Source organism: Streptomyces sp. NPDC002232 (genome assembly GCF_042890295.1).
Classification (GTDB): domain Bacteria; phylum Actinomycetota; class Actinomycetes; order Streptomycetales; family Streptomycetaceae; genus Streptomyces.
On sequence record NZ_JBIARV010000009.1, the window covers coordinates 169,699 to 189,552 of the forward strand.

A 19,854-nucleotide genomic window follows, 5' to 3' on the forward strand; every position below is an offset into this window, starting at 1 on the left:
CCACTGTCTGTCAAGTCCCCCTGGAGGGAGGTGCACCGTGTCCGACGAGCCCGATGAGTCCGGCAGCGGGACCCTGGTCCGCGGCCCCTGGAGCGGTGATTCCTCGTACGCGCCACCGCCGATTCCGGATTTCGCCGACACCATTCCGCCCGCGTGCATTCCGGAGGCTCCGCCGGAGTCCCCGGAGGAGACGACGATGGAGTTGCCGCCGATCCCGGCTGCCCCGGACCCGGCGTTGGCCATGCGGTCGGAAGGGATTTCGGAACCGGAAGCCAATGAGGAATACGGCGAATACGAGGAAGGCGAATACGCCCAGCCTCGTTCCCTCGCCGATCGTCTCGGTGACTGGCTCGAATTCCGGCTGGAAAGGTCGCGGGCGCTTCATGAAGGCGAAGCTCCTTTCCGTGAGGCTGAAATCGCACGGAAGGCCGCGCTGATCGAGGGCCGCACTGCGCAGGAAGTCGCGATGATGGAGCAGAACGGAAAGCTCCACGCCGCGATGATGAAAGCGAAGGGCGACAAAGCGGCGGCGCGCGGAAAAGCGGACGCCGACCGTACGAAGGCGTCCAGCTCCGGCATGGGCGCGGACAAGGGCCGCTCGAAGGCCGGCGGCGGTGGCGGCGGGTCCCCGCGCGGCGGTGGCGGCACGGGGCCTTCCCGCTCCCACTCGAGCCCGGGGCCGAACAAGCCCGGGTCCTCGCGCGGCCCCAACTCCGGCGAGTCCGGGAGCCGTTCCGGGGCCGGCTCAACCGGGAGCGGCGGAGGAGGCAAGGACCGCAAGAAAGGCCCTGAGCGGTCCTCTGGCGGCCATACAGCCGGTTCCGGGCGCAACGGGTCGTCCGGGGGCTCGAAAGGCTCCCAGACGGGCTCGGGCGGCTCCGGCCGCAGCGGCACCTCGAAGGGCGACGGCGGCGGCCGGACCGACCGCGGTCCGGCGTCCAGCGCCCGCGCCGAGCGGGTCCGCGGTCGCCAGGACCGCGCCGGGGTCCGGCAGGCCGGGCGGCAGGAGCGGCGTAGTGCCGGGCACACCGCCGGCCTCGCCGACCGGACCAAGGACCGCGACCAGGCCCGCGCCAACCGGCAGCAGGAGTGGGAGGACCGCCGGGCGAAGCGGGCGGAGCGCGACGCGGCGCGGAAGGCGAAGCGGGAATCCGCGGCGTCGTCCGGGCCGGGCCGCACGACCGTGGGCCAGGCCGTCGCGGAAGAGGCCCAGCGCCGCTTCGACCAGCGCCGGGCCGACGCGAAGGCGGCCAGGGACGCGAAGGTCGGAAAGGCGGGCACCGAGAAGGTCAGCCTGACCAAGGACAGAGACAAGGACGCCAAGGACAAGGACGCCAAGGTCAAGGACGCCGAGGGCGCGGGCGAGAGGACCGCCAAGGACGGACCTGACAAGCGCTCCAGCGCCACGAAAGACGGCAAGGCGACCGACGAAACGGACAAGGACTCCAACACCGGTGACGGGGCGTCTGACGGCTCGAAGAAGCGGCGCCGGTTCCGGAGGCGACGCACCGGAGCCGACCGGGCCGGTGAGCGTGAACGCGCCCGCCGCACCAGCCGGACCGGGCGGGCAGGAACCGGGCGTGCTGGCCGGCCCCGGCGGCACGGCCGCCCGGCGGACAGCCCGTTCGGTAAGGAGGACTCCACGCCGACGGTGGAGTGGCCCGACCGGCCCACCCGCCCGCCGCGCACCGGCAGCAAGGGCGACGACGACACCGTCGACGCGGACATCGCCCACGACGGGCCCGCGCCCGTGACCACCGGCGTGAAGAGCCTGCCGCCAGCGCCGGAACCGCACACCGCACGACCCGGCACCAGTCGGCCGACCAGCACGGAAGGGAGCAGCGTGAGCAGCTCGGAAGTCAGCAGACCGACCGGTGCGAGCGGACTGGCCGCCCAGCACCACACGGACATCACGTTCGACGAGTACCTGATGGGAATGGCGAAGGTCGCCATCAAGGCCGCCTCCGACCAAGAGCGCGCCGAGGCCCTGATGGAGGCGCTCGGCAAGCTCGCCGACGCGCTACGGGAGATGGCCGCCGACCTGGTCGGCGACCACAACATCGACACCAAGGTCACCGACCTCATCGCGGACCTGGCCGACTCCGCGGCCCGCATGAAGGCGCAGGCCGAGCGGTGCGCCGAGCAGTGCGGCATCGCCAAGGAGGCCGCCCGGATCGCCGCCAAGGAAGTCGCCCGCGTGTACGGCGAGGACATGGCCGCCAAGGAAGACGCCGGGCTCGCGCACGCGTCGGCCGCGGCCCACCACGACTAGAACGACCCGGAGGAATCCCGCTGATGAACAGCGATCTCGCGCCCCGCAGCAGCACGGCACCCGTCATGGCCGACGACGACAACCGGTACAAGGCCGTCCAGGCCAAGCTCGACAAGCTCGGTCAGGCCATGGACGACGCCGGCCTCGAGCTGGAGGCGCTGCAGCGCAGCATGCAGAAGAACGCCAACGACACCGGCGACATGGCGCAGGACATCGCAAACGCCCACCTCGACCCGAAGTTCGTGTCGCTCACGAACAACGTGGAGAGCGCGCTGGTCGGCGCCGCCCGCGAGGTCCGCACGCTGTGCGACACCGCCCAGGAGACCGCCGACCTCACCCATGAGACCCGGCGGACCCACGCCAGGCTCTACGGCGCGCTGGACGACATCCGCTCCAACCGGCGCGAGAAGACGCCCAGGCCCGGGTTCTTCAACCGCTGACTCCCACTCCCCCACCTCCGCCACGGGCGGCCCCGCACACCAGCGGGGCCGCCCGTCCCATTCGCCCCCAAGGAGAAACCGGTGGCCACGCCGCGCAGTGTCACGCTCGAACGCCTCGCCTACAGCCTCGCCGCCCCCGTGCTGGCCGTGGCCCCGAACCTCTACCCCGACAGCCCCGTCAACCAGGTCGTGCAGCTGGCCGGCGCTGCCGGAATCGGCGGCATCGTCCTCGCATCCAAGAGCGAGGAGACCGGCGCCGGACGCAAGATCCTTCGGTGGGCCCCGCTGGTCCTGGCCGCCGCCGTCGACGTCGCCGCCAAGACGACCACCGGCTGGGGCCCGTACTGGACGGACGGACTGCTCGCCGCCGGATGGGCAGTGGCCGGCTACCTGGTGATGCCGTACTCCCGCCACGCCCGCCGCCGCCACCGTCCCGCCGTCGCGGCCCCCGCCCCGCAGCTGCTGCCCGCCGAGGCCGCCCCCGAACCGACCCCGGCATTCCCGGACGCCGGCGCGGACCGGCTCACCCACGAGGCACGGATGCTGTGGGAGCGCGCCGGGATGCCCGCCCGCACCCACGTCGTCAAGGCCACCAGGCACCCCGGCATGCGGCACGACCTCACCCTGCTGCTGCGGGCCTCGGAGACCGGGCGGCCCATCACCGGCCTGTCCCCGGAGGCCGTCGGCGCGGCCTTCGGGGTGCCCGCGGCCGACGTCACCCTCGCGGACGTCCCGCTCCAGACCGGCCGACAGGGCGGTCCCGGCTGGATGGAGGCCAGCATCACCCCCGAGGCCAACCTCCGGCGGCGCACCAGGCCGACCGACGCCGAGCGGTGGGTGGACCGGGTGGCCGGCCCCAAGGGAGGCGCCCCCGGCTCCGTCCTGGTCCACCGGACGCGGGACACCGAGCGCGCAGTGACGTTCTACCGGGCGAAGATGGCCGACTCCACCGAGACGCCGCGCATCGACCAGGCCAAGCTCTGCCGCGCCCTGGGCCTGTCCGAGGACGACTCCTGCGTGTTCGTTCTCATCGACGGCTCCGAGTTCCTGATCAGCGCGTTCGACACTCCCCCGCTGTCCCAGATCTTCCCCGCGACCCGCGAACTGCTGACCCCGGACGAGAAGGGCATGTTCGTCTGCGGGTTCACCATCACCGGCCAGCCGGTGAAGAACATGGTGTTCCAACACGACAAGAACGCCGCCGCCCACGGCCTGGTCCTCGGAGTCAGCCGGTCGGGCAAGACGCAGTTCTTCGCGATCAACATGGCGGCGGAGTCCCTGGCCGGCCAGGTGGTGTGGCTGTCCACCGTCCGCAAGGACGAGAAGACGACCACGCTCGGGCAGTACATCGACCGGCAGGGCTCGAACGCCCTGTGGATGGCCCGCCAACTGCGGGCGGCGAAGGCGCTGTGCGAGATCAGGGCCGAGATGCCCTGGCCCCACGACGGCAAGCCGCACGACTACAAACCGGGCGACCCACGCTGCCCCTACCAGCAGCTGAACGTATACGCGGACGAGTACATGACCGCCGCCCAAGACGGGGACTTCGGCGAATTCATCCAGACCGACGGCGACGACCTCACCGTCACCGGCCTCAAGTACGGCATCGGCTTCAAGCCCGCCGGCCAGAGCCCGTTCGCCCACAACGGGTTCAGCACAGAGATGAAGGACAACCTCCGGCAGAACTCCAGGCCCGTGATCTTCAACATGGGCTCGCCCGGCGCCACCCGCAAGGCCGCGGAGGGCACGATGGAGAACCCGCACGACGTGCCGACCATCCCAGCCCGCTACTCCCGCAGCGAAGGCTCCGCAATCGAGCGGGCCATGCGCGGCGAGGCCGACCCGGAGAACGGCGTCAGCACGGGCGGCGTCGCCGTCATCGTCCTCGACAACGGCCGCGCCGTCCTCATGCGCAGCCTCTTCGCGGACTTCGACACCGACCTCACGACCCTCTTCCCCGACGAAGTCGTCAGGCTCACCCACTACGAGATCAGCGAACTGGAGAAGCGCGGCCTGTGGTTCGACTGGAACGAGCCCGTCAGGCCGGGCGAGTTCTGGCCCGAGCCCGAGGAAGGCGACGACGGCGAGGGCAAGTCCAGCCGACGCGGCAGCGGTGGAGGCAAGGGCAGCGGCAAGCGCAGCAGCAGCCGACGTACCGAGCGGCAGATCACCTCGCCCCGCCAGGCACTGGAGGCCATCAAGAGCCTCACCGACGCCTGAACGCACACGCACCCAACCCCGGGGCCGGCACACCCGAGCACGGCCGGCACCACCTCCAACCCGAAGGAGCACCCGCCGTGGCCCTGTCGATCTCCGCCGCCGTCCTGTTGGGCATCATCGTCGTCGTCCTCGTCAAAAGCGGCTACGTCCGTGTCGGCTCCGCCGCCACCTGCGCCCTGTTCGGCTTCACCCTCGCCGCGACCGGCCTGGCCCCCACCATCAACAACGGCCTCGCCTCGCTCGCCGGACTGATCGCCAGCCTCTGACCCAATCCATCCAGGCCAGCATCATCAACTCAGCAATAAAACGCCGGTAGCTGGCGCATGCTCTTGTCGGGCCCCACCACGATCACTGGGGAAAGGACAAGGCCATGGCACACCTGCACTACACCTGCTGGAGCTGCGCCGAGGACTGCATCGTGCACGGCGACGGCTGCAACTGCTGCGACCTGGTCGACGTCCCCGACGAATGGGACTGCTGGAACTGCGGCGCGCTGAACTACACCCCCGACGACTAACGCGCCTCTCCCCTCCCCCGCTGCACGACGCCGAAGGGCGCCGCCGAGGAACGATCCCGGCGGCGCCCTTCGCGTTCCCGCCTGGAGCCCGCCATCGCCGACACCGCACCCTCCCCCGCGATCCACCCGCCCGCCCCGACCACCCACCAGGCCGCCGCGCCGCCGGCGGCGGCACTGACCCTCGAGGAACGCCTCACCGTCGTGAACATGAAGATGACCGCACGCCTGAACGAAGCGGCCGTCGCCCACGCGGTCAACACCGCGCACATCCCCATCGAAGCCCTGGACTTGGCCGACATCGTCACCGTCCCGCTGACCCCAACGCTCCAGCCGCCACCAGCCACCTACCCGACCCCGGTCGCCGCCCTGCTGCAACGCGCCCACCACCGCCTGCTCACCGGCGGCTGGTGCTCCGGCGCCCTGGCCGACGAGGACGGCGCCCACTGCATGCTCGGAGCCATCCGCGCCGAGGCCATCGGCCAGAGCGGCCTGGAAACCGACGCCACCTCCGTGCTCCTGGACGCGATCCGCAGAAAGTTCGGCGAGCACGTCGACTCCGTGCCGTCCTTCAACGACGCCCACGGCTCCGACCGGATCCCGATGCGCATGCTCGCCCAGGCCGCCAGCCTCGCCGACGCCCGCAGCCTCTGACCCGATGCCACCCTGCTGGGCCGGATACGCCAGGCGCGACTGGCTCGACTACATGGAGTACCGCACGCAGATCTGACTACTTCACCGGGCGGCGGCCATGGTCCAGCGACCACCACGAGATGGGAGCGGTCAAAGCGCCTCTGCGTATTCGTCAACGAGTGCGCAGAGCCGACGGATGAGGCTCAGAAAGTGGGGAGCGGGGTCCGGGTCGTCTTGCATGTGCGGTGCGTCCTGGAGCCACTGCTTCCACAGGCCCCCCGGTTGCCGGAAGCGGTCGGCTTGACCACTTCCGAGGTTCAGATCGATGAACTGGAGAGCGCCCATGACGACAGTCTGGTCGTATCCGAGATCAGGACGACGGAGGTAGCGATCCAGGTAGGCGGCGAGCAGGTCAGCGTCGCGCGCCGTTCCAAAGCTGGCCATGGCCACGCTGTAGGCCAGCCCAGTGCAGCACACCTCGCTGGCCAGCAGCAGTTCCCCAAGGCACTCACGGAACTCGGTCCGGCGCGAGACAGCTACGAGCCAAGCCGCAGTCCTCCGCTCTCGCCATCCGCCTTCAAGGAGCTTGGCGATCTCATCTGCGTTGATGAGTCCTGCGTCCTCACAGAGATCTCGCATGAATCGGTCGGAATCAGGACTTTGCATGCGTAGCAAGCCACCGCCGAGCTTCAGGTAGCGCCGCTCGGGCGTGACATAGCGGCGAACCAAGGCCAGCAACTCGGCATCGTCGTGAAGATCGCGATCACGCGACCGACCTTGCCCGCTGATGCGGACCTGAGCCATCCCGTTCCCTGCCCTGCTTGTCCGAGGACAGGCGATGACCCACGCGGCTTCCGCGGCGCCTCATAGGGCCTGCCTCTCTGGCCGGTGCTGGTGTGTCTGCGGAGCGGGACGCGCCCGGGCTTGTGGGCTGCATGTCAGCACACAAGCCATTCCCTGCTGGGTAGGGGTCCTTCCCAGCTGTCCACGCTCATGTCAGCCCACTCGGGCGCCACCATGACGGGGCGGGTGCGAGTGAAGTCGCCGTTCTGCTGGCAGCGCATGACCAGGCCGAGGCCGGGGAGGCCAGCCTCTCCGTTCAGACCGAAACGCAGCCTGCCTTCGTGGGTATCCGCGCCTGTTTCCAGCCACGGCGTGAGCTCCGACGGCAGTCGGCCCACCAGCCGGACCTCTCCGAACGAGATCTGCGGTCCGTGACAGGCATCGATAGCGACTGCGGCCAGCTTCCAGTCTTCCGAGCGGTAGTAGGTATCGACGCCCAAGCTGGAGAACGGAACCCACTGCTCGCTCGGGTCCCGTCCGCTGATCGGCTCATGCAGTGCGGCGGCGACCTCCTCGACCGTCTGTCCGAACCTCAAGGGCCCTACGCCTTCAAGCGGAGTCCAGGTCCATTGGTCCCGGTCTTCGTCCGGGACCACCTTGCGCTCCAGCCACATGGACGACTCCTCCTGACAACCCGGACGCATACGCCGGAGATTCTCTCAGGTCCGCTATTGCGCGGTTCCTGGTCCTCGCGCCCAGATGAGGAGGGCGGCAGGTGGAGTGCGGCGTGGTAGGCGATGGCGAGTTTGTCGGTGCGCATGCCAGGCCGCGCCATTGCTTGAGCCGATTGATGCATCGCCTCCCCCTGAAGACCTTGGGCTCGTGCCTGGAGCGCCACGACGGCACGCCCGCCGACCCCGCCTGCTACACCCCTCCCCCGGCCCCGCACCTGCTGGCCGCCTGACCCGAGGACCATCCCAAGCAGGCTCACCGTCCCGCCGCCTTCGCCGCTTTGTTCGGACTGACCCGCGCCGCCAGCGCCGCCGGCGACTTCTGGGTGCAGTCGGATTTCTGCGCACGGGTGAAGGGCGCGTCCGACGACCACCCGGTCACCTACGAGGACCCGGCCACCGAGAAGAAGACGGTCCACGGCACGGCCGACGGCCGTAAGGCCTGTCTCCACCACGTCCTTTCTGTTGGGCTGGTGACCTGGGAGCCCTCCCCTCGGCAGGCATCTGTGCTGGTCAAAGTCTCAAGGACTGGTGCAACGGTGATCGACAGATGTCACGCATGGCATACGAGATCATGGGCGCGGACCGACCGGGGAAGACACAGGGGGTAGAGGAATCATGGTGGCGTTCCACGCATCCGCGCTGGACGGAGTGGCCCGAAATCCGACGCTGCCGACGCCGCTGCTCCTGGGCCTGCTCGCCTTTGGGGCAGACGGTGACCGTCCGCCCCGTGACGTTCTTCACCGGGCCGATCTCCCCGAGTCGGCCGTCGCGCTGATCCTGGCCCACCCGAACCCGGGGGCCCGGATCGATTTCGCCATGAGTGCCAAGGCGGAGCCTGCACAACGGGCTCGGCTCGCGGACGATCCTTCTCCCAAGGTGCGGGCAGCTCTCGCATATGGACCCGAGGTGTTCGATCCGCGCGCAAAGGTCGCGCCGCTCCCGGATGCCGTGTGCGCCCGTCTCCTAGACGACCCGGATCGATCCGTACGCGCGGCACTGCTGGAGTCGCCCATCTGGCGCCGTCGTTCGTGGCCTCGATGGCCACTCATCACCGTGCGGCAGCGCGCCGGGAAGCGGTACGTGCATGGGAGGCCCTGTCGGCGGGCGAGCGGCCGGCGCTGCTGGCCGACCCCGACCCCAAGGTGCGACGGGCCGCCGAGCTACAGGAGTGCCAGCGGGACGCTGGCGTGACCGCCGCACTCCTCCGCGACCCGAAGTCCGCCGCCGAGGCGCTGCGCCGCGGGCTCCTTGACCGTGCCGACGCCGAGCGGTGTGTTGCCGAGCGGACGCATCTGGCCTCCCTCGCCGAGAACCCGTCGCTGCCCGCCGACCTCGTAGAGCGGCTCGCCGTCGACCCCGACGAGGCCGTACGGCTCGCCGTCTCCCTTCGACCCGAGCTGGACGAGACACGGCGCACGGCCATCCACTTCACGGCCAGGGCCCTCGACAGAGGCGACGGCGTGTGGTGGGTACGGGACGGGCTCGCCGACCCCGAGGTCATGCGCCGGGCAGCGACCTCCGCTCACCCGCTGCTCCAGCGCGCCGCCGCCCGAAGCCCCCACCTGCCACCCGACCTGCTGCGCCTGCTTGCACGCGTCGAGGACCCGGTGGTCGAGAACCTCCTGAGCATTCACCACCCCGACACCCCCGAGGAGGTCCTGATGCGCGTGTTCGCGAGGCTCGGCGGGACGTTCTCCGCCTGGATGGCGGAGACGCACCCTCGGTTCCCCCGCGAGGGCCTGGCTGCCCGCTACGCAAACCACCCCAACGAGAACTACCGCCGGCTGGCCGTACGGGATTCGGCCGCCACGCCGGAGCTGATCGAGCGGCTCAGCCACGACCCCGCCATCTGGACGCGTCAGGCGGCAACCCGCGACCCGCGCCTCCCGTTCCACCGGCTCCGCGAGGCCCTACACGTCCCCGAACTGGCATCCAGCGCGGGTGCCAACCCGGCGCTCCCAGAGGACGAGATGCCCGCCGTCCTGGACCAGGCCGGTGTTCCTGTCTGACCGCCGACCCAGAACTGCCTCGCCCGCACCCCGCCTCTTCGCAGGCACCACATCCGGGCAGCGCAACCGGCTGGAAAGGAGCCTGAACGACGGCCTCGGACCCGCCCGGATCGAAGTGCCGGTTTCCTGGGACCAACCCCGCCACGAGCGGGCCGACGCCGCCTGAAGCACCCTCGCTACCGTGGCCCGCGCCCCGCATCGCCCTCTGTACGGCGGCTCACCTCTTCACCTGCTGCCGCGCTCACCCCTGAGGAGCAGCGGCGCAACCGCCCAAATGCCGAAGGCCGGCACCTCAGTGATCTGGATGCGCTGGCCTCCAGATCGCGTTCATCGGTGGGTCTCCCCCAGCGCCTCCGTCAAAACCCGGTTTTGAACGGCTCGACCATGAAGCAGCCTCAGCGAGGGGCGGCAAACCTGGTGACACGTCTCACCATGCCTGGACGACTCTCATCGAACTTGCCTGCCCGATCCAGCGCCCAACGATGTCTGTCGCCCGGAGCTGCCGGAGGCCACCCCGAAGGAAACTCACGGCCTGCCTACGGCTGCTGCGACACAATCCCAGGACGATCGGCAACCGTGTTACCCATCGCACAGCGGACGGCGTCCGCATACCCGGAACCTGGCGTCATGCCTTCATCCGTAACGGTGGCCACTACTTCCTCACCGACCGGACAGAGGAGAACCGAGCTGTGGCCCGGACCGCGTTCCTAGCCGTCCCGGAGACGCAGCGCCGCTACGCGCTGGGAGACATGGACAGTAAAGACTGGCCACTGCGGGTACTGGTGGCAGGGCCCGGCGGCCGGACCTACCTGTCGTTCGATGGAACGGTCACGCAGGAGGACTACAACAGCGCCCTCGCATACTTCGACGAACGGGTCCGCTGGAGGGCCGAGCGGTCCCCCCATGTCCCTGCGGACGGACCGGCGATGCCGCAGGCTCCGGCCCTCCAGCTCTACCACTCGTTTCCGAACAAGCCGGTGGAGGACCCCGGAAAGCTCGGCCTGCGCCACGACTATCCCGCCCCGATCACGGTCGCAGACAGCGCGTACCCCTCCGTCGCGCACGCCTACTGGGCTCTGTCGGTCACCGGGCCCGAGACCCGGCATGCCATCACGACGGCGGAAACCGCTGCCGCGGCGCGCAAGCTCGCGACCGAGGCCCCGCGCCGTGAGGGCTGGGAAGACGCCCGAACCGCCGTCATGACGAGCCTGCTGCGCGCCAAGTACGACCAGCACCCCATGCTGGCCAAGATCCTCTTGGCCACGGACGATGCCACCCTGATCTACGACGACATGAACTCGAGCTTCTGGGGTGACAACGCCGGCCGGGGCCGCAACTGGGCAGGGCGTCTCCTCGAACTCGTCCGCTCCGAACTGCACGCGCGGCAAGCAGGCATTCCCGGCGTATGACTGGGCCAGGTACGTGACCTCACTGGCCAGTCAGACTTCGGTGAGACCACGCACCTGGTGTCCGCCCCGCGGAGCCGTCTACTCACTCAGAAGCTCACCGCGAGCGTGTCAAAACCGGGTTTTGAAGGTGGAGGACCTGCTGGGAGCCTGCGATCCGAGGAAGAGATCTCAAAACCCGGTTTTGAAACGCTGGCGCAGTACCTACATGCGGGGCGATACGTGGCATCCTGTCCCGGTCCGCTAGTACCAGCCAGTCCGGCTGGGAAGCATACGGAGCATCAGGAGTACCACCCATGGCACGGATCACCGCGCTCATCAACCGCAAGGGTGGAGTCGGCAAGTCGACTCTCACCGTCAACACCGCGGCCATCACCGCCCACGTTCTGGGCACAGCCCCCGAGGGCGACCCCCACTACGTAGCAGCCGTCTCAGCTGACCCTCAGGGCTCGACCACCTGGTGGTCGGAGCGGGTCGGCAACGAGCTGCCCTTCTCTTTCGAGCAGATCAACTCCAAGGACGACCTGGAGCTCTTCTCCGCTCTGAAGAAGTCCCGCAAGATCAAGCACGCCTTCATCGACACCCCGGGATGGATGGACCTCCCCGAGGACGAGAAGGAAGAGGCTGGCGACCCGTTCGGCAAGAGCACCGCTGCCGACGCCATGCGCGCCGTGCTGTCCAACGCTGACGACATCATCGTGCCCGTCGAGCCTGAGCCGCTCGGGTTCATGCCGACCCGCGACACCATCGAGGAAGTGGTCAAGCCCCTCGGCATCCCCTACCTCGTCGTCATTAACAACTGGGACCCGCGCGACGGCGAAGCCGACCTCGACCAGACCAAGGACTTCGTGCGAGCCCAAGGCTGGAACCTCGCCAACACGGTCGTCCGCCACTACAAGGTCCACACCCGGGCAGCGCTCGAAGGCACCGTCGTCACGCAGTACAAGAAGAACCGGGTCGCCATGGAAGCCCGCGAGGACTTCTACCAGCTCGCCCTCGAGCTCGGCGCCGGCAAGAAGGGCGCCCGCTGATGGCGACGAAGAAGCCCTGGGCCGACCTCCTCGACGGACCGGGCAAGCCCGGCAGCAAGCGAGCCTCTGCCGACGAGCCGGTCAAGGCGGAGACACCGCCGAACACCGTCTACATGCACATGCTCGTCGGCAATCCGGAGAACCCGCGGACCGACGCCGACTACTGCGACGACGACCCCGACTTCCGGGAACTCAAGGAGTCGATGAAGTCCGTCGGACAGCTCCAGCCGGCCGTCGTCATGTCCCGCGACGCGTTCCTGAGAGTCAAGCCCGAACACGGCTCCCGGCTCGGCGACGCAGAGTGGGTCGTCATTCTCGGCAACCGGCGCTTCCACGCGGCCAAGCAGCTCGGGTGGACGAAGTTCGAGATCCGAGTCCGGGACCGCCTCGGCAACGAAAACGACGACAAGCTCGACGAAGCCGTCGTCATCGAGAACATCCACCGCAAGAACATCCCTCCCTACAAGGAGGCCGAGTTCCTGCAGCGGATGGTGGAACGCCACGGTTCCCAGGAGAAGGTCGCGGAGCGCATCGGCAAGTCGCAGATGTACGTCTCCAACCGCCTGGCCTTGCTCAACCTGCCGCCCGAGCTCCAAGACGCCGTCGACACCAAGCAGCTCAAGGTGAAGACCGCTGAGAAGATCGCCAAGATTCAGGACCCGGAGCAGCAGAAGGCTCTCGCTGCTGAGGAGCTGCGCAAGGCTCAGGAGCCGAAGGCCCCGCGGAAGCGCACGGCCGCTCCGGAGGCTTCGCCGGTTCAAAACCCGGTTTTGAAGGCCGCCCCGGAAACGGCAATGGGCACCGGGGGAGTGGTGGCGGTGGCGTCCCCCCACAGCGAGCCCGTCGTCCTGGTTCCTGAACCTCGGGTCACTCCGCCCGCGGTTCAGGAACCGCCGGCTGCCGAGGCGGCAGGGCAGGACGGCTCCGCACTCATGGACGCCGCATTCGGCCAGCTGGACCCGGCTCAGCGGAGCGCATTCATCCTGCGCTACTTCCGACTCAGCCAGGGCGTGGAAGCTGTCATCACTGATATGCGAGGGGACCTCGCCCCGCAGGCCCGCGCTTCACTCGCAGGCATCCTCCAGCAAGTTGCTGCTGGCCTTCTCCGAGACGCGTAGCCCGGCCAGAAGCCCCTGCTCTTCAGAGTGAAGAGCAGGGGCTTCCGTCTATAGGCGTCCCTTCGGCCGGATGGCAGAGGGGGTTGATACCGTCCCGCACCTCGACCGGGATCAGCCAGTGACGCTTCTGCACCTCCTCTGACCCGTTGGCGGTCCTGCCTCACGGTGCTGGCGGATGGTGGAGCGACTGATCACACACGCGGCCGCGGCCTCACGCTCGTTCAACATCGGACGAGCGGTGGTGCGTGTGCCTCCTTCTTCTCCGCGTCGAGCAAGACCGTGAACGAGGTCCCCTGCTGCGGGCGGTGGGGGACCAGGGCACATTGGCGGGATCCAAGAGGGCGACGCCGGAATTCCATGTACCTATGGACACAGCAAGGGGCCTGTTGAGAGGCCTGCAGGGGAGGAGAGACACCGTGTCCGAGGTACTACTCAAGGAACTCCTTGACGTCGAGGTCGCGTTCCGCGGGTTCGGTTTCCAGGAGTCCGATGACAACGCGGTCCCTGTGCCGTTCGGAGACGACTTCGAGTGGGGTGTGTTCCTTCGGCAGCACGAGCGCCGCTTCGATTTCTTCAGCGCTGGCCACACGCACACCGCCAGCGTGGAGGTCAGCGTATGGGACTCAGAACCACCTGCCACGAGGGACGCGTGGGACGAGCACGGCGAGGTCGACTTTGAGACGACCACCGGGGATGTTGCTGTGTGGACGATGACCCTGGGCCGATCGGACCACCTGATCCGTCTGGGCAAGCCGGGGTGGTGGCGGGTGAGAGCTGGCTGCACCGGGCGCGCCGAGGTGGCCCGGGTGACACAGACGGAGGGCGTCGCCTACGGCGTGGAGAAGTACGTGATCGATTTCTGGCCGAAAGTCTGACGTGTGTGGCCGGCGCCCTGTTGCCGGCCACACACCCGGTTTCAGTTGATCTTGACGATGAAGCCGTCTTCCAGACCATCGATGATCCGATTGGCGTTGTAGAAGCCGCTCAGCAGGTTGCCTGCGGCGCCGTTCTGTACGCCAGGGACGGGCAGGACGGAGAAGTTGTTCTTCTCGACATGTACGTCGAACTCGGAAGCGGCGGAACCCTCATAGGTGGTGGCGAAGGGGAACTCGTCGCACTCCTTGGTGCCGCCGGAGGTGTAGTTCGTACCCCAGTAGCGGGTGCACTCGCGGACTGCGACCGCACGGTTTCGGTCCCGGCGCCTCTTGTCGAGGAACAGCCGGTGCAGAGGCTCCTGCAGGTTGTCGCCAGGAACGTTCTTGTGGGCGTTCAGCGGCTTAGTCGCCACAGGGTTGGCGAACGCCTGCTTGATGTGATCGGCCACTGCCTTCTCAGGTGCGCCGGCCTTGGAGCTGTATGCCAGGGTGCCGACCATGCTGAACGCGGCTCCGCCCTTGTTCGCGGGGTTACCGCTGCCGGTGGAGTTACGGAGGTAAGAGGCCGCGTCCCAGCGCGGAGCGAACATGAACGGTTTGCCGGTCACCGGGCTCGGCCCAACCCACCCCGGGGGCATGGTGCTGACGATCTCGGGCTGGTAGACCGCCGCTATCAGGTCTGCCGCGCCCGCGCCGCTGCCCTGGCCGGGGGCGTAGCGCACCGTGTGGGTGTAGTGAGGACTGGCCTTCATCTGTGTCAGCGTTTTGGTGACGGGGAGCGTGTTACTGAGGACGGGCCTCGCAGCCGCGGGCCAGTCTTGAGCAATGACGCCCTTCAGGCCGATACGCATCCCGGCCGCGCCTGTGGTGCCGACGGAGACGAAGTTGGTGAGGTCGTAGTCGAAGAACATCGTGCGGTCGGACTCCTTGGGCACCGTGCCACGGATGTACACGGTGTAGGAGCTGGTACCCACCTGTCCCGATGACCTGGCCCAGACCGTAGTGACCTGCAGAGCGGTGCACACGGCGAATCGGGACTTGATGTAAACCTTCGCGGTGCCGCCCATGTTCGCCTTGCATTCGGCCAGGGACATGGTGCGTGCCGGCTCCGGATATGACACTGCCGCCAGAGTCGGCAGCGCTTTGGAGGCCAGGGCAGTGGGCCGGGGCGTCACGGCAGGAACGGTGGTCTTCCTTCCGTAGCCGGCGGCGGGACCAACCACTTCGAGCGGCGTCGTCGGTCCCACGCGGCCTTCAGCCGCGGCCAGTTGCTGCTCGGCGCCCGCACGAAGATCCGCCACAGACGGCAGCGGGGATCCTGCTGGCACGACGTAGGTGCGGGCCTGGCCGACAGGTTTGTCGGCCTTTGCTACGGGCGTGGCAGGAGAGAGTGGCACTATCGCGAGCGCTGTGGCCACGGCTAACACAGGGGTACGTAAGGAGCGAAGGCGTATCGAGCTGTTGATTTTCCCCCCAAGAGACGTGCGGTCAGGTGTAGTCACGCGGCAGGCCTCCCGGCCAACCGCGTCACCCAGTTCTAGCGAATGCTTGATCGAATAGGTCCGCCGAGGTCAGGCCGTTGTCCTGATCCATCACAAAACTGGCTGATCCGCCCGATCGTCAGGCCGCAGCGTGCGCTCCCGCCCCCTTTCCACCGTGCTTTGGGCCACAGGGAGCTCACGGCTGGTTCGACAGTCCGTCCTGCTTGGGTGCGTCGCCGGTTATGGCTTAGCCGATCGAGCCTGCGGCCTCGACTCCCGCTCACCGGGCATACCCGGCGCCGCGCCGCTCGGGGCCCGCCAGGGGCGCCAGCGGAGGGGACGATGGGGGAGGGGTGGGTGAGGGCGTGGCCGTCTCCAGTGATCGCTCGGCCAATTGGGCCTCCCGCCCGCACTGACCGCGCCCCGCTCACCGGCGGTGCGGTGGGTGATGGTGGCGTGGGGGTTGTTCCTTGCCGGAGGGTGAGGGCCAACTGGTGGAGGTCAACCACGCCATCAAGCAGACGGGTCTGTCCTTCAACATCGATGCCGTCCTCGCCGTGCCGACCAAGACCAGCGAGGTCCGCCTCTTCGAACTCGACAACGGAACCATGTCCCAGGCCCGCCTCGCGAACGAGGTCTGGGACTACGAGCGCTACGCCGGGCACCGCGTCTGGGAAGGAGCCTGCGGCACGATCGGCGGGACGTACCCGTTCTGGCAGCGCCACCGCTACACCCGCTCCACCACCTTCCCGCGGCTGCACGTCGTCCTGGCGGGCAAGGCCGAACACTCCTCAACAACCGCCGCCAGACGCTCACGGCTGCCGTGGAGGGCGTCACCATCGCGGTGTGGGTCAACACCCTGCCCCGGCTCCAGCGCGGCGAGCCCTGGTACGAGATCGGCGTCGACGACCCGCACAGGCGCCGCGCCCGCTACCCGAAGCGGTCGGCCGCTGACCGGTGACCGGCGCTGGGCAAGCCCAAGGGGAGCCTGGGCAAGCCACCCTCGCGGGTGGCTTGCCCACCCCGGCCGGAGGCGCTCCCGGCAGGCGGGATCGGTCACAACCACTCTGGTCTTCCCCGCGAGGGCCCGGCTGACCGATGACGTGTGACCGATGACCGGTCACCGTCTCGGCGGGAAGTTGCATGGACCGGTCACGGCGCTGACGTGCTGGTTGACTGATCCAGGGAGGCGGATCGGTCACAGCCGGCCCGTGGATCGGTCACGGGTGCTGCTGGGCAAGCCCTCGACTCGGAGGGCTCGCCCAGCGCCCGGTGACGGGACGGCTTCCGAGGTCGTGGAGTCACCGTCTGGGACGCGACGGCCCGGAGCCGGCCGACCCCTCCTCGCCGGTCGTACACCAGAGCCATGAGACGAAACAAGCAGGAGATCCCGGCCGTGCTCGGGCAGAGCGATGCGGGCGACATGTGGCTGGCCCTGGCGCGCCTTCACGCCGCACACCGCGACCCGGTTGGCCGCCTCGTGCCGTTCGAGCGGCCGGATGCGCTGCTGGCCCTCACCGAGCCGGATGATGTCCGGTTCACCGCGCGGGTGGAGCTGTCCGGGACGGAGATGATGGGCCACCTCCACGACCTCATCCGCACGGTCCCCCACGGCGTCACTGCGGAACTGGGCTACGCCGGGCCCGGGGTCGCCCTGGAGGTCATGGTCGGCAAGCGCCACGAACGCGCCCTGCACCCGGCCCACGTCGACTGCCTCACCCGGCTCCTGCGCCAGGCCGTCGACGCCATCGGGGCCCGCAGCACGCCCGAGGGCGGCCGGTGCTTCCACTGCGACGGCACCGGTCGTGCCCACCCGCTGTGGGAGCCGGCCTCCAGGCAAGTCTGAGCGCTTGGGCAAGCCTGAGGCGACCCTGGGTAAGCCCTCCGCGCGGGCGGGCTTGCCCAGGTGCCGGGCTACGCCATCGCGGCGGCGACGGTCTCCAGGACGAGAAGCTGATCCGGGCCGACGGGGACGCCCTCGGTCTGGCGCAGCGAGCGGAGCGTGCTGCCGTCGGCGCACAGCCCGCACAGCCCGCACAGCCCGGCCAGGGGGAACGGTCCGGCGCCGATGAGGGTGTGTGAGGAAGAGCTCTCGTAGACGGGCCGGTAGCAGCCGGGGCACGGCAGGCAGTCGCCAACTCCGTCGGCCGGCGCGTCCGGGCCGAGCTGCGGCACGATCCGCAGGAGGTTCTCCCCGGCCTCGGCCCACAACCCCATCGGCCGCTCCGCGGACCGTTCGAAGACCACGTCACCGTCCGGGCCTTCGCCGGTATGGACGCGGGCCAGCGTGCCGACGGCTTCGGCGGGGTGGTTCGGGAGGAACGCCAGGACGGTCTTGACGCCGGGCTCCTCGCTCATGCTGTAGACGTGCCCACGCCTGGCCTTCATGGCCGCACCCATCTCGTTCAGGCCCTGGCCGCCGTCGTCGTTGCGCAGGCGCAGCTGCCACGAGGCCGGGGAGCCGTTGATCTCGGCAGGGGAGGAGGCGATCAGGATGCCGTTGCCGGACCGGCGCACGTCCAGGTGCTGCATCCCGCGCACGGAGTGGAACGAGGTGCCGAACCACTCCGTCGGCTGCCCAACCTCATCGCGCGGCGCGCGTGGCTTGTGCAGCTTGTGTCGTCCCATGCCCTGTCTCGCAGATATGGTCCGTGCACGGGCCGATCGGCTCGCTGAAGCCCAATCGCTGCGCGGCGACCCAGGCACGCCTCAGGCCCGGCCTCCACACGTTCAGCGCACCTGGACAAGCCTCCCCGGCCGGGAGGGCCGCCGGGCGCACCTCGACCCGCAGGAGGGTTGCACCGGAAGGGGTCTGGAGAGGTGTCTGCACGGGTGCACTAGGCGGGGGACCGCAGGTGTGACCGTGAGTGGGACCCCCCGAATCCGGTGATCTTCCATTCGCGCAGGTCAGCATCCGTGGGCAAGCCCCCTTCGGAAAACGACACCTCTTACCTCGCGATAGCCGAGGGGAGAGGTCGATCCGTATCCCGGGGGCCGGCGGCGGCGCGGAGGGGTACATGTACCGGTATGGCCCGTGAACGGATCCGGTGGCCCCTCGTCGTGGAACGGGCGCGGCAGATCGTGGACGGGTACGCGCCGCTCAAGGTCACGTTGCGGCAGGTCATGTACCGGCTCGCGGCCGAAGGTGTCCTGCCGTACACGCCGCCGATGTACCGGCGGCTGTCCTCGCAGCTGGCCCAGGCCCGCCGCGAGGGCCGCTTCCCCGACCTGATCGACACCATGCGCGAGGTCCACGTCCCGCCGGCCTGGCCGGCCTGGACCGCACGGCGGGCCAGAAGCACGCCCGGTACGTCGCGGCCGAGAAAGACACCCTGCGGCAGTAGGAGACCGGCTGGCTCGAGTTCGCGGGCATCCCCGTGCTCGTGGTCCGCGGACCCAGCCCGCCCGGGTAATGAAACCGCCAGCAACCAGGGTTCTTGGTTGATGGTCTAGGTACCCGCAGGTTCAGAGTCAGCGGGCCGGGCGAGACTGGATGGGCTTGATCAGGTCGGCGACTGTCTCGACGTCGTTCGCCTCGGACTCCGGAATGGTGGTGCCCATCTCGTTCTCAATCCTGTAGATCACCTCGTAGACCTCCAGTTCGTCGGCCTTGAGGTCCTCCTTGAACTTGGTGGCCGGGGTGATCTCCACCTTTGGGCTGAGGCTGTCCTTGATGATCGCGATCACCGTGGCCTCAACCTCTGATGCCTGGACGTGCTCAGACATGGACGCTCCTCCGCATGCACTGTCACCTATGTGCTTGATCAAAGTCGCCAAGAGACTAATGGGCCATCAGCCGCAGCGTGTGACGCGCGCTGAACTGGCCCTATGGCGGTGACGCGCACCCCGTAAGACCCAGCTTCGCGGGTGCGGCGAGCTGGATGGCGTTCAGCCGATCCCTCCTGGATTTCGTTTTCGAAACTCATACGACCAGCTTCACGGTCACTGGGTCCGCCTCACCGTCGACGGCGAGCCGCTCGCTCGACAGGCTTCTTGCCACCCAAGATTTCCGGGTACTGCGGGCGCCAGGCACAGGGATCCTGAGGCTGGTCGGCGCCAGCGCGGTCTGTCCCGTCGGCCCTGCTTCACCTACTGCGCATGGGCTGCCAAGCCGTACTGGAACGCCTGCTGCATGCACCTTGCTCGACCCCTTCCGCCACTTGGCTGGCCCGGGGGCTGGGAGTGATCGACCACCAATTCCAAGTGGTGAGGTTGCCCCGGTGCCTTCCTGATGGACCATGCGGGGTGATATCACTACCGTGAGTGATCTTGCGTGGCGGTGGGGCCGGGGGTGGGTAATGGCAGGGGGGCTTGAGCCGGGGCGGAACGGAGCTCGAC

At 68.8% G+C, this 19,854-nt stretch carries 18 protein-coding genes and 1 pseudogene; 14 read left to right on the forward strand and 5 right to left on the reverse strand.

All coding sequences use genetic code 11. The features are described 5' to 3' along the window. The first annotated feature begins 37 nt into the window (after window positions 1–37). From ACFYXU_RS36435 to ACFYXU_RS36460, 6 genes are all read left to right on the forward strand, one after another. A complete protein-coding gene (locus tag ACFYXU_RS36435; protein WP_389462005.1) occupies window positions 38–2,272 on the forward strand; it encodes an ATP/GTP-binding protein in 2,235 nt (744 codons plus the stop codon). A gap of 23 nt (window positions 2,273–2,295) precedes the next feature. Next, complete coding sequence (locus ACFYXU_RS36440) at window positions 2,296–2,712, forward strand: conjugal transfer protein TraB (protein ID WP_389462007.1); 417 nt, start codon at window positions 2,296–2,298, stop codon at window positions 2,710–2,712. Between the two features lie 81 nt (window positions 2,713–2,793). Next, on the forward strand, window positions 2,794–4,932 hold the full coding sequence (locus ACFYXU_RS36445; protein ID WP_389462009.1) for a chromosome segregation protein ParM: 2,139 nt from the start codon (window positions 2,794–2,796) through the stop codon (window positions 4,930–4,932). Between the two features lie 77 nt (window positions 4,933–5,009). After that, complete coding sequence (locus ACFYXU_RS36450) at window positions 5,010–5,198, forward strand: hypothetical protein (RefSeq protein WP_389462011.1); 189 nt, start codon at window positions 5,010–5,012, stop codon at window positions 5,196–5,198. Between the two features lie 104 nt (window positions 5,199–5,302). Next, a complete protein-coding gene (locus ACFYXU_RS36455) occupies window positions 5,303–5,449 on the forward strand; it encodes a hypothetical protein (RefSeq protein WP_389462013.1) in 147 nt (48 codons plus the stop codon). A gap of 207 nt (window positions 5,450–5,656) precedes the next feature. After that, window positions 5,657–6,100 carry a hypothetical protein gene (locus tag ACFYXU_RS36460; protein ID WP_389462015.1) on the forward strand — a complete coding sequence of 148 codons (444 nt, stop codon included), beginning with the start codon at window positions 5,657–5,659 and terminating at the stop codon, window positions 6,098–6,100. Window positions 6,101–6,229: 129 nt separating this feature from the next. Here ACFYXU_RS36460 and ACFYXU_RS36465 read toward each other — a convergent pair whose 3' ends face one another. Further along, window positions 6,230–6,883, reverse strand: coding sequence for a DUF6000 family protein (locus tag ACFYXU_RS36465; RefSeq protein ID WP_389462017.1), 654 nt, complete (start codon window positions 6,881–6,883; stop codon window positions 6,230–6,232). Between the two features lie 134 nt (window positions 6,884–7,017). Continuing rightward, window positions 7,018–7,536, reverse strand: a complete 519-nt coding sequence (locus tag ACFYXU_RS36470; RefSeq protein WP_389462019.1) for a hypothetical protein — start codon at window positions 7,534–7,536, stop codon at window positions 7,018–7,020. A gap of 1,247 nt (window positions 7,537–8,783) precedes the next feature. Here ACFYXU_RS36470 and ACFYXU_RS36475 point away from each other — a divergent pair. The 5 genes from ACFYXU_RS36475 (at window position 8,784) to ACFYXU_RS36495 (ending at window position 14,035) form a co-directional block, all read left to right on the forward strand. Continuing rightward, window positions 8,784–9,605 carry a hypothetical protein gene (locus ACFYXU_RS36475; RefSeq protein WP_389462020.1) on the forward strand — a complete coding sequence of 274 codons (822 nt, stop codon included), beginning with the start codon at window positions 8,784–8,786 and terminating at the stop codon, window positions 9,603–9,605. Between the two features lie 689 nt (window positions 9,606–10,294). Then, complete coding sequence (locus ACFYXU_RS36480; protein ID WP_389462022.1) at window positions 10,295–11,014, forward strand: NADAR domain-containing protein; 720 nt, start codon at window positions 10,295–10,297, stop codon at window positions 11,012–11,014. Window positions 11,015–11,307: 293 nt separating this feature from the next. After that, window positions 11,308–12,042, forward strand: coding sequence for a ParA family protein (locus tag ACFYXU_RS36485; RefSeq protein ID WP_389462025.1), 735 nt, complete (start codon window positions 11,308–11,310; stop codon window positions 12,040–12,042). Then, a complete protein-coding gene (locus ACFYXU_RS36490) occupies window positions 12,042–13,160 on the forward strand; it encodes a ParB/RepB/Spo0J family partition protein (RefSeq protein ID WP_389462027.1) in 1,119 nt (372 codons plus the stop codon). The genes ACFYXU_RS36485 and ACFYXU_RS36490 overlap by 1 nt, the downstream gene beginning before the upstream one ends. Before the next feature lie 416 nt (window positions 13,161–13,576). Continuing rightward, window positions 13,577–14,035 carry a hypothetical protein gene (locus ACFYXU_RS36495; RefSeq protein WP_389462029.1) on the forward strand — a complete coding sequence of 153 codons (459 nt, stop codon included), beginning with the start codon at window positions 13,577–13,579 and terminating at the stop codon, window positions 14,033–14,035. Window positions 14,036–14,076: 41 nt separating this feature from the next. Here the strand turns inward: ACFYXU_RS36495 and ACFYXU_RS36500 are convergent, their stop codons facing one another. Further along, window positions 14,077–15,453 (reverse strand): hypothetical protein, encoded by a 1,377-nt coding sequence (locus tag ACFYXU_RS36500; RefSeq protein ID WP_389462031.1) that lies wholly within the window; start codon window positions 15,451–15,453, stop codon window positions 14,077–14,079. 620 nt (window positions 15,454–16,073) lie between these two features. On the opposite strand from ACFYXU_RS36500, the pseudogene ACFYXU_RS36505 reads away from it, so the two are divergent. From ACFYXU_RS36505 to ACFYXU_RS36515, 3 genes and pseudogenes are all read left to right on the forward strand, one after another. Continuing rightward, window positions 16,074–16,151: pseudogene (locus tag ACFYXU_RS36505) on the forward strand (hypothetical protein); the annotation flags it as partial. 188 nt (window positions 16,152–16,339) lie between these two features. After that, window positions 16,340–16,477 carry a hypothetical protein gene (locus tag ACFYXU_RS36510; protein WP_389462076.1) on the forward strand — a complete coding sequence of 46 codons (138 nt, stop codon included), beginning with the start codon at window positions 16,340–16,342 and terminating at the stop codon, window positions 16,475–16,477. Window positions 16,478–16,882: 405 nt separating this feature from the next. Further along, complete coding sequence (locus ACFYXU_RS36515) at window positions 16,883–17,362, forward strand: hypothetical protein (protein ID WP_389462033.1); 480 nt, start codon at window positions 16,883–16,885, stop codon at window positions 17,360–17,362. Window positions 17,363–17,430: 68 nt separating this feature from the next. Here the strand turns inward: ACFYXU_RS36515 and ACFYXU_RS36520 are convergent, their stop codons facing one another. Both ACFYXU_RS36520 and ACFYXU_RS36525 read right to left on the reverse strand, forming a co-directional pair. Beyond that, window positions 17,431–18,144: a hypothetical protein gene (locus tag ACFYXU_RS36520; protein ID WP_389462035.1), complete on the reverse strand. Its 714-nt coding sequence runs from the start codon at window positions 18,142–18,144 to the stop codon at window positions 17,431–17,433. Between the two features lie 843 nt (window positions 18,145–18,987). Next, the gene (locus ACFYXU_RS36525) at window positions 18,988–19,242 is read right to left on the reverse strand and encodes a phosphopantetheine-binding protein (RefSeq protein WP_389462037.1); all 255 of its coding nucleotides are present in this window, start codon (window positions 19,240–19,242) and stop codon (window positions 18,988–18,990) included. Window positions 19,243–19,854 lie beyond the last annotated feature (612 nt).

Bases quoted from the DNA above. Each gene is read 5' to 3' on its own strand.
- ACFYXU_RS36465 (WP_389462017.1), bottom strand. From the start codon at position 6,883: ATGGCTCAGGTCCGCATCAGCGGGCAAGGTCGGTCGCGTGATCGCGAT.
- ACFYXU_RS36520 (WP_389462035.1), bottom strand. From the start codon at position 18,144: ATGGGACGACACAAGCTGCACAAGCCACGCGCGCCGCGCGATGAGGTT.
- ACFYXU_RS36460 (WP_389462015.1), top strand. From the start codon at position 5,657: ATGAAGATGACCGCACGCCTGAACGAAGCGGCCGTCGCCCACGCGGTC.
- ACFYXU_RS36525 (WP_389462037.1), bottom strand. From the start codon at position 19,242: ATGTCTGAGCACGTCCAGGCATCAGAGGTTGAGGCCACGGTGATCGCG.
- ACFYXU_RS36455 (WP_389462013.1), top strand. From the start codon at position 5,303: ATGGCACACCTGCACTACACCTGCTGGAGCTGCGCCGAGGACTGCATC.
- ACFYXU_RS36470 (WP_389462019.1), bottom strand. From the start codon at position 7,536: ATGTGGCTGGAGCGCAAGGTGGTCCCGGACGAAGACCGGGACCAATGG.
- ACFYXU_RS36490 (WP_389462027.1), top strand. From the start codon at position 12,042: ATGGCGACGAAGAAGCCCTGGGCCGACCTCCTCGACGGACCGGGCAAG.
- ACFYXU_RS36515 (WP_389462033.1), top strand. From the start codon at position 16,883: ATGAGACGAAACAAGCAGGAGATCCCGGCCGTGCTCGGGCAGAGCGAT.
- ACFYXU_RS36440 (WP_389462007.1), top strand. From the start codon at position 2,296: ATGAACAGCGATCTCGCGCCCCGCAGCAGCACGGCACCCGTCATGGCC.
- ACFYXU_RS36485 (WP_389462025.1), top strand. From the start codon at position 11,308: ATGGCACGGATCACCGCGCTCATCAACCGCAAGGGTGGAGTCGGCAAG.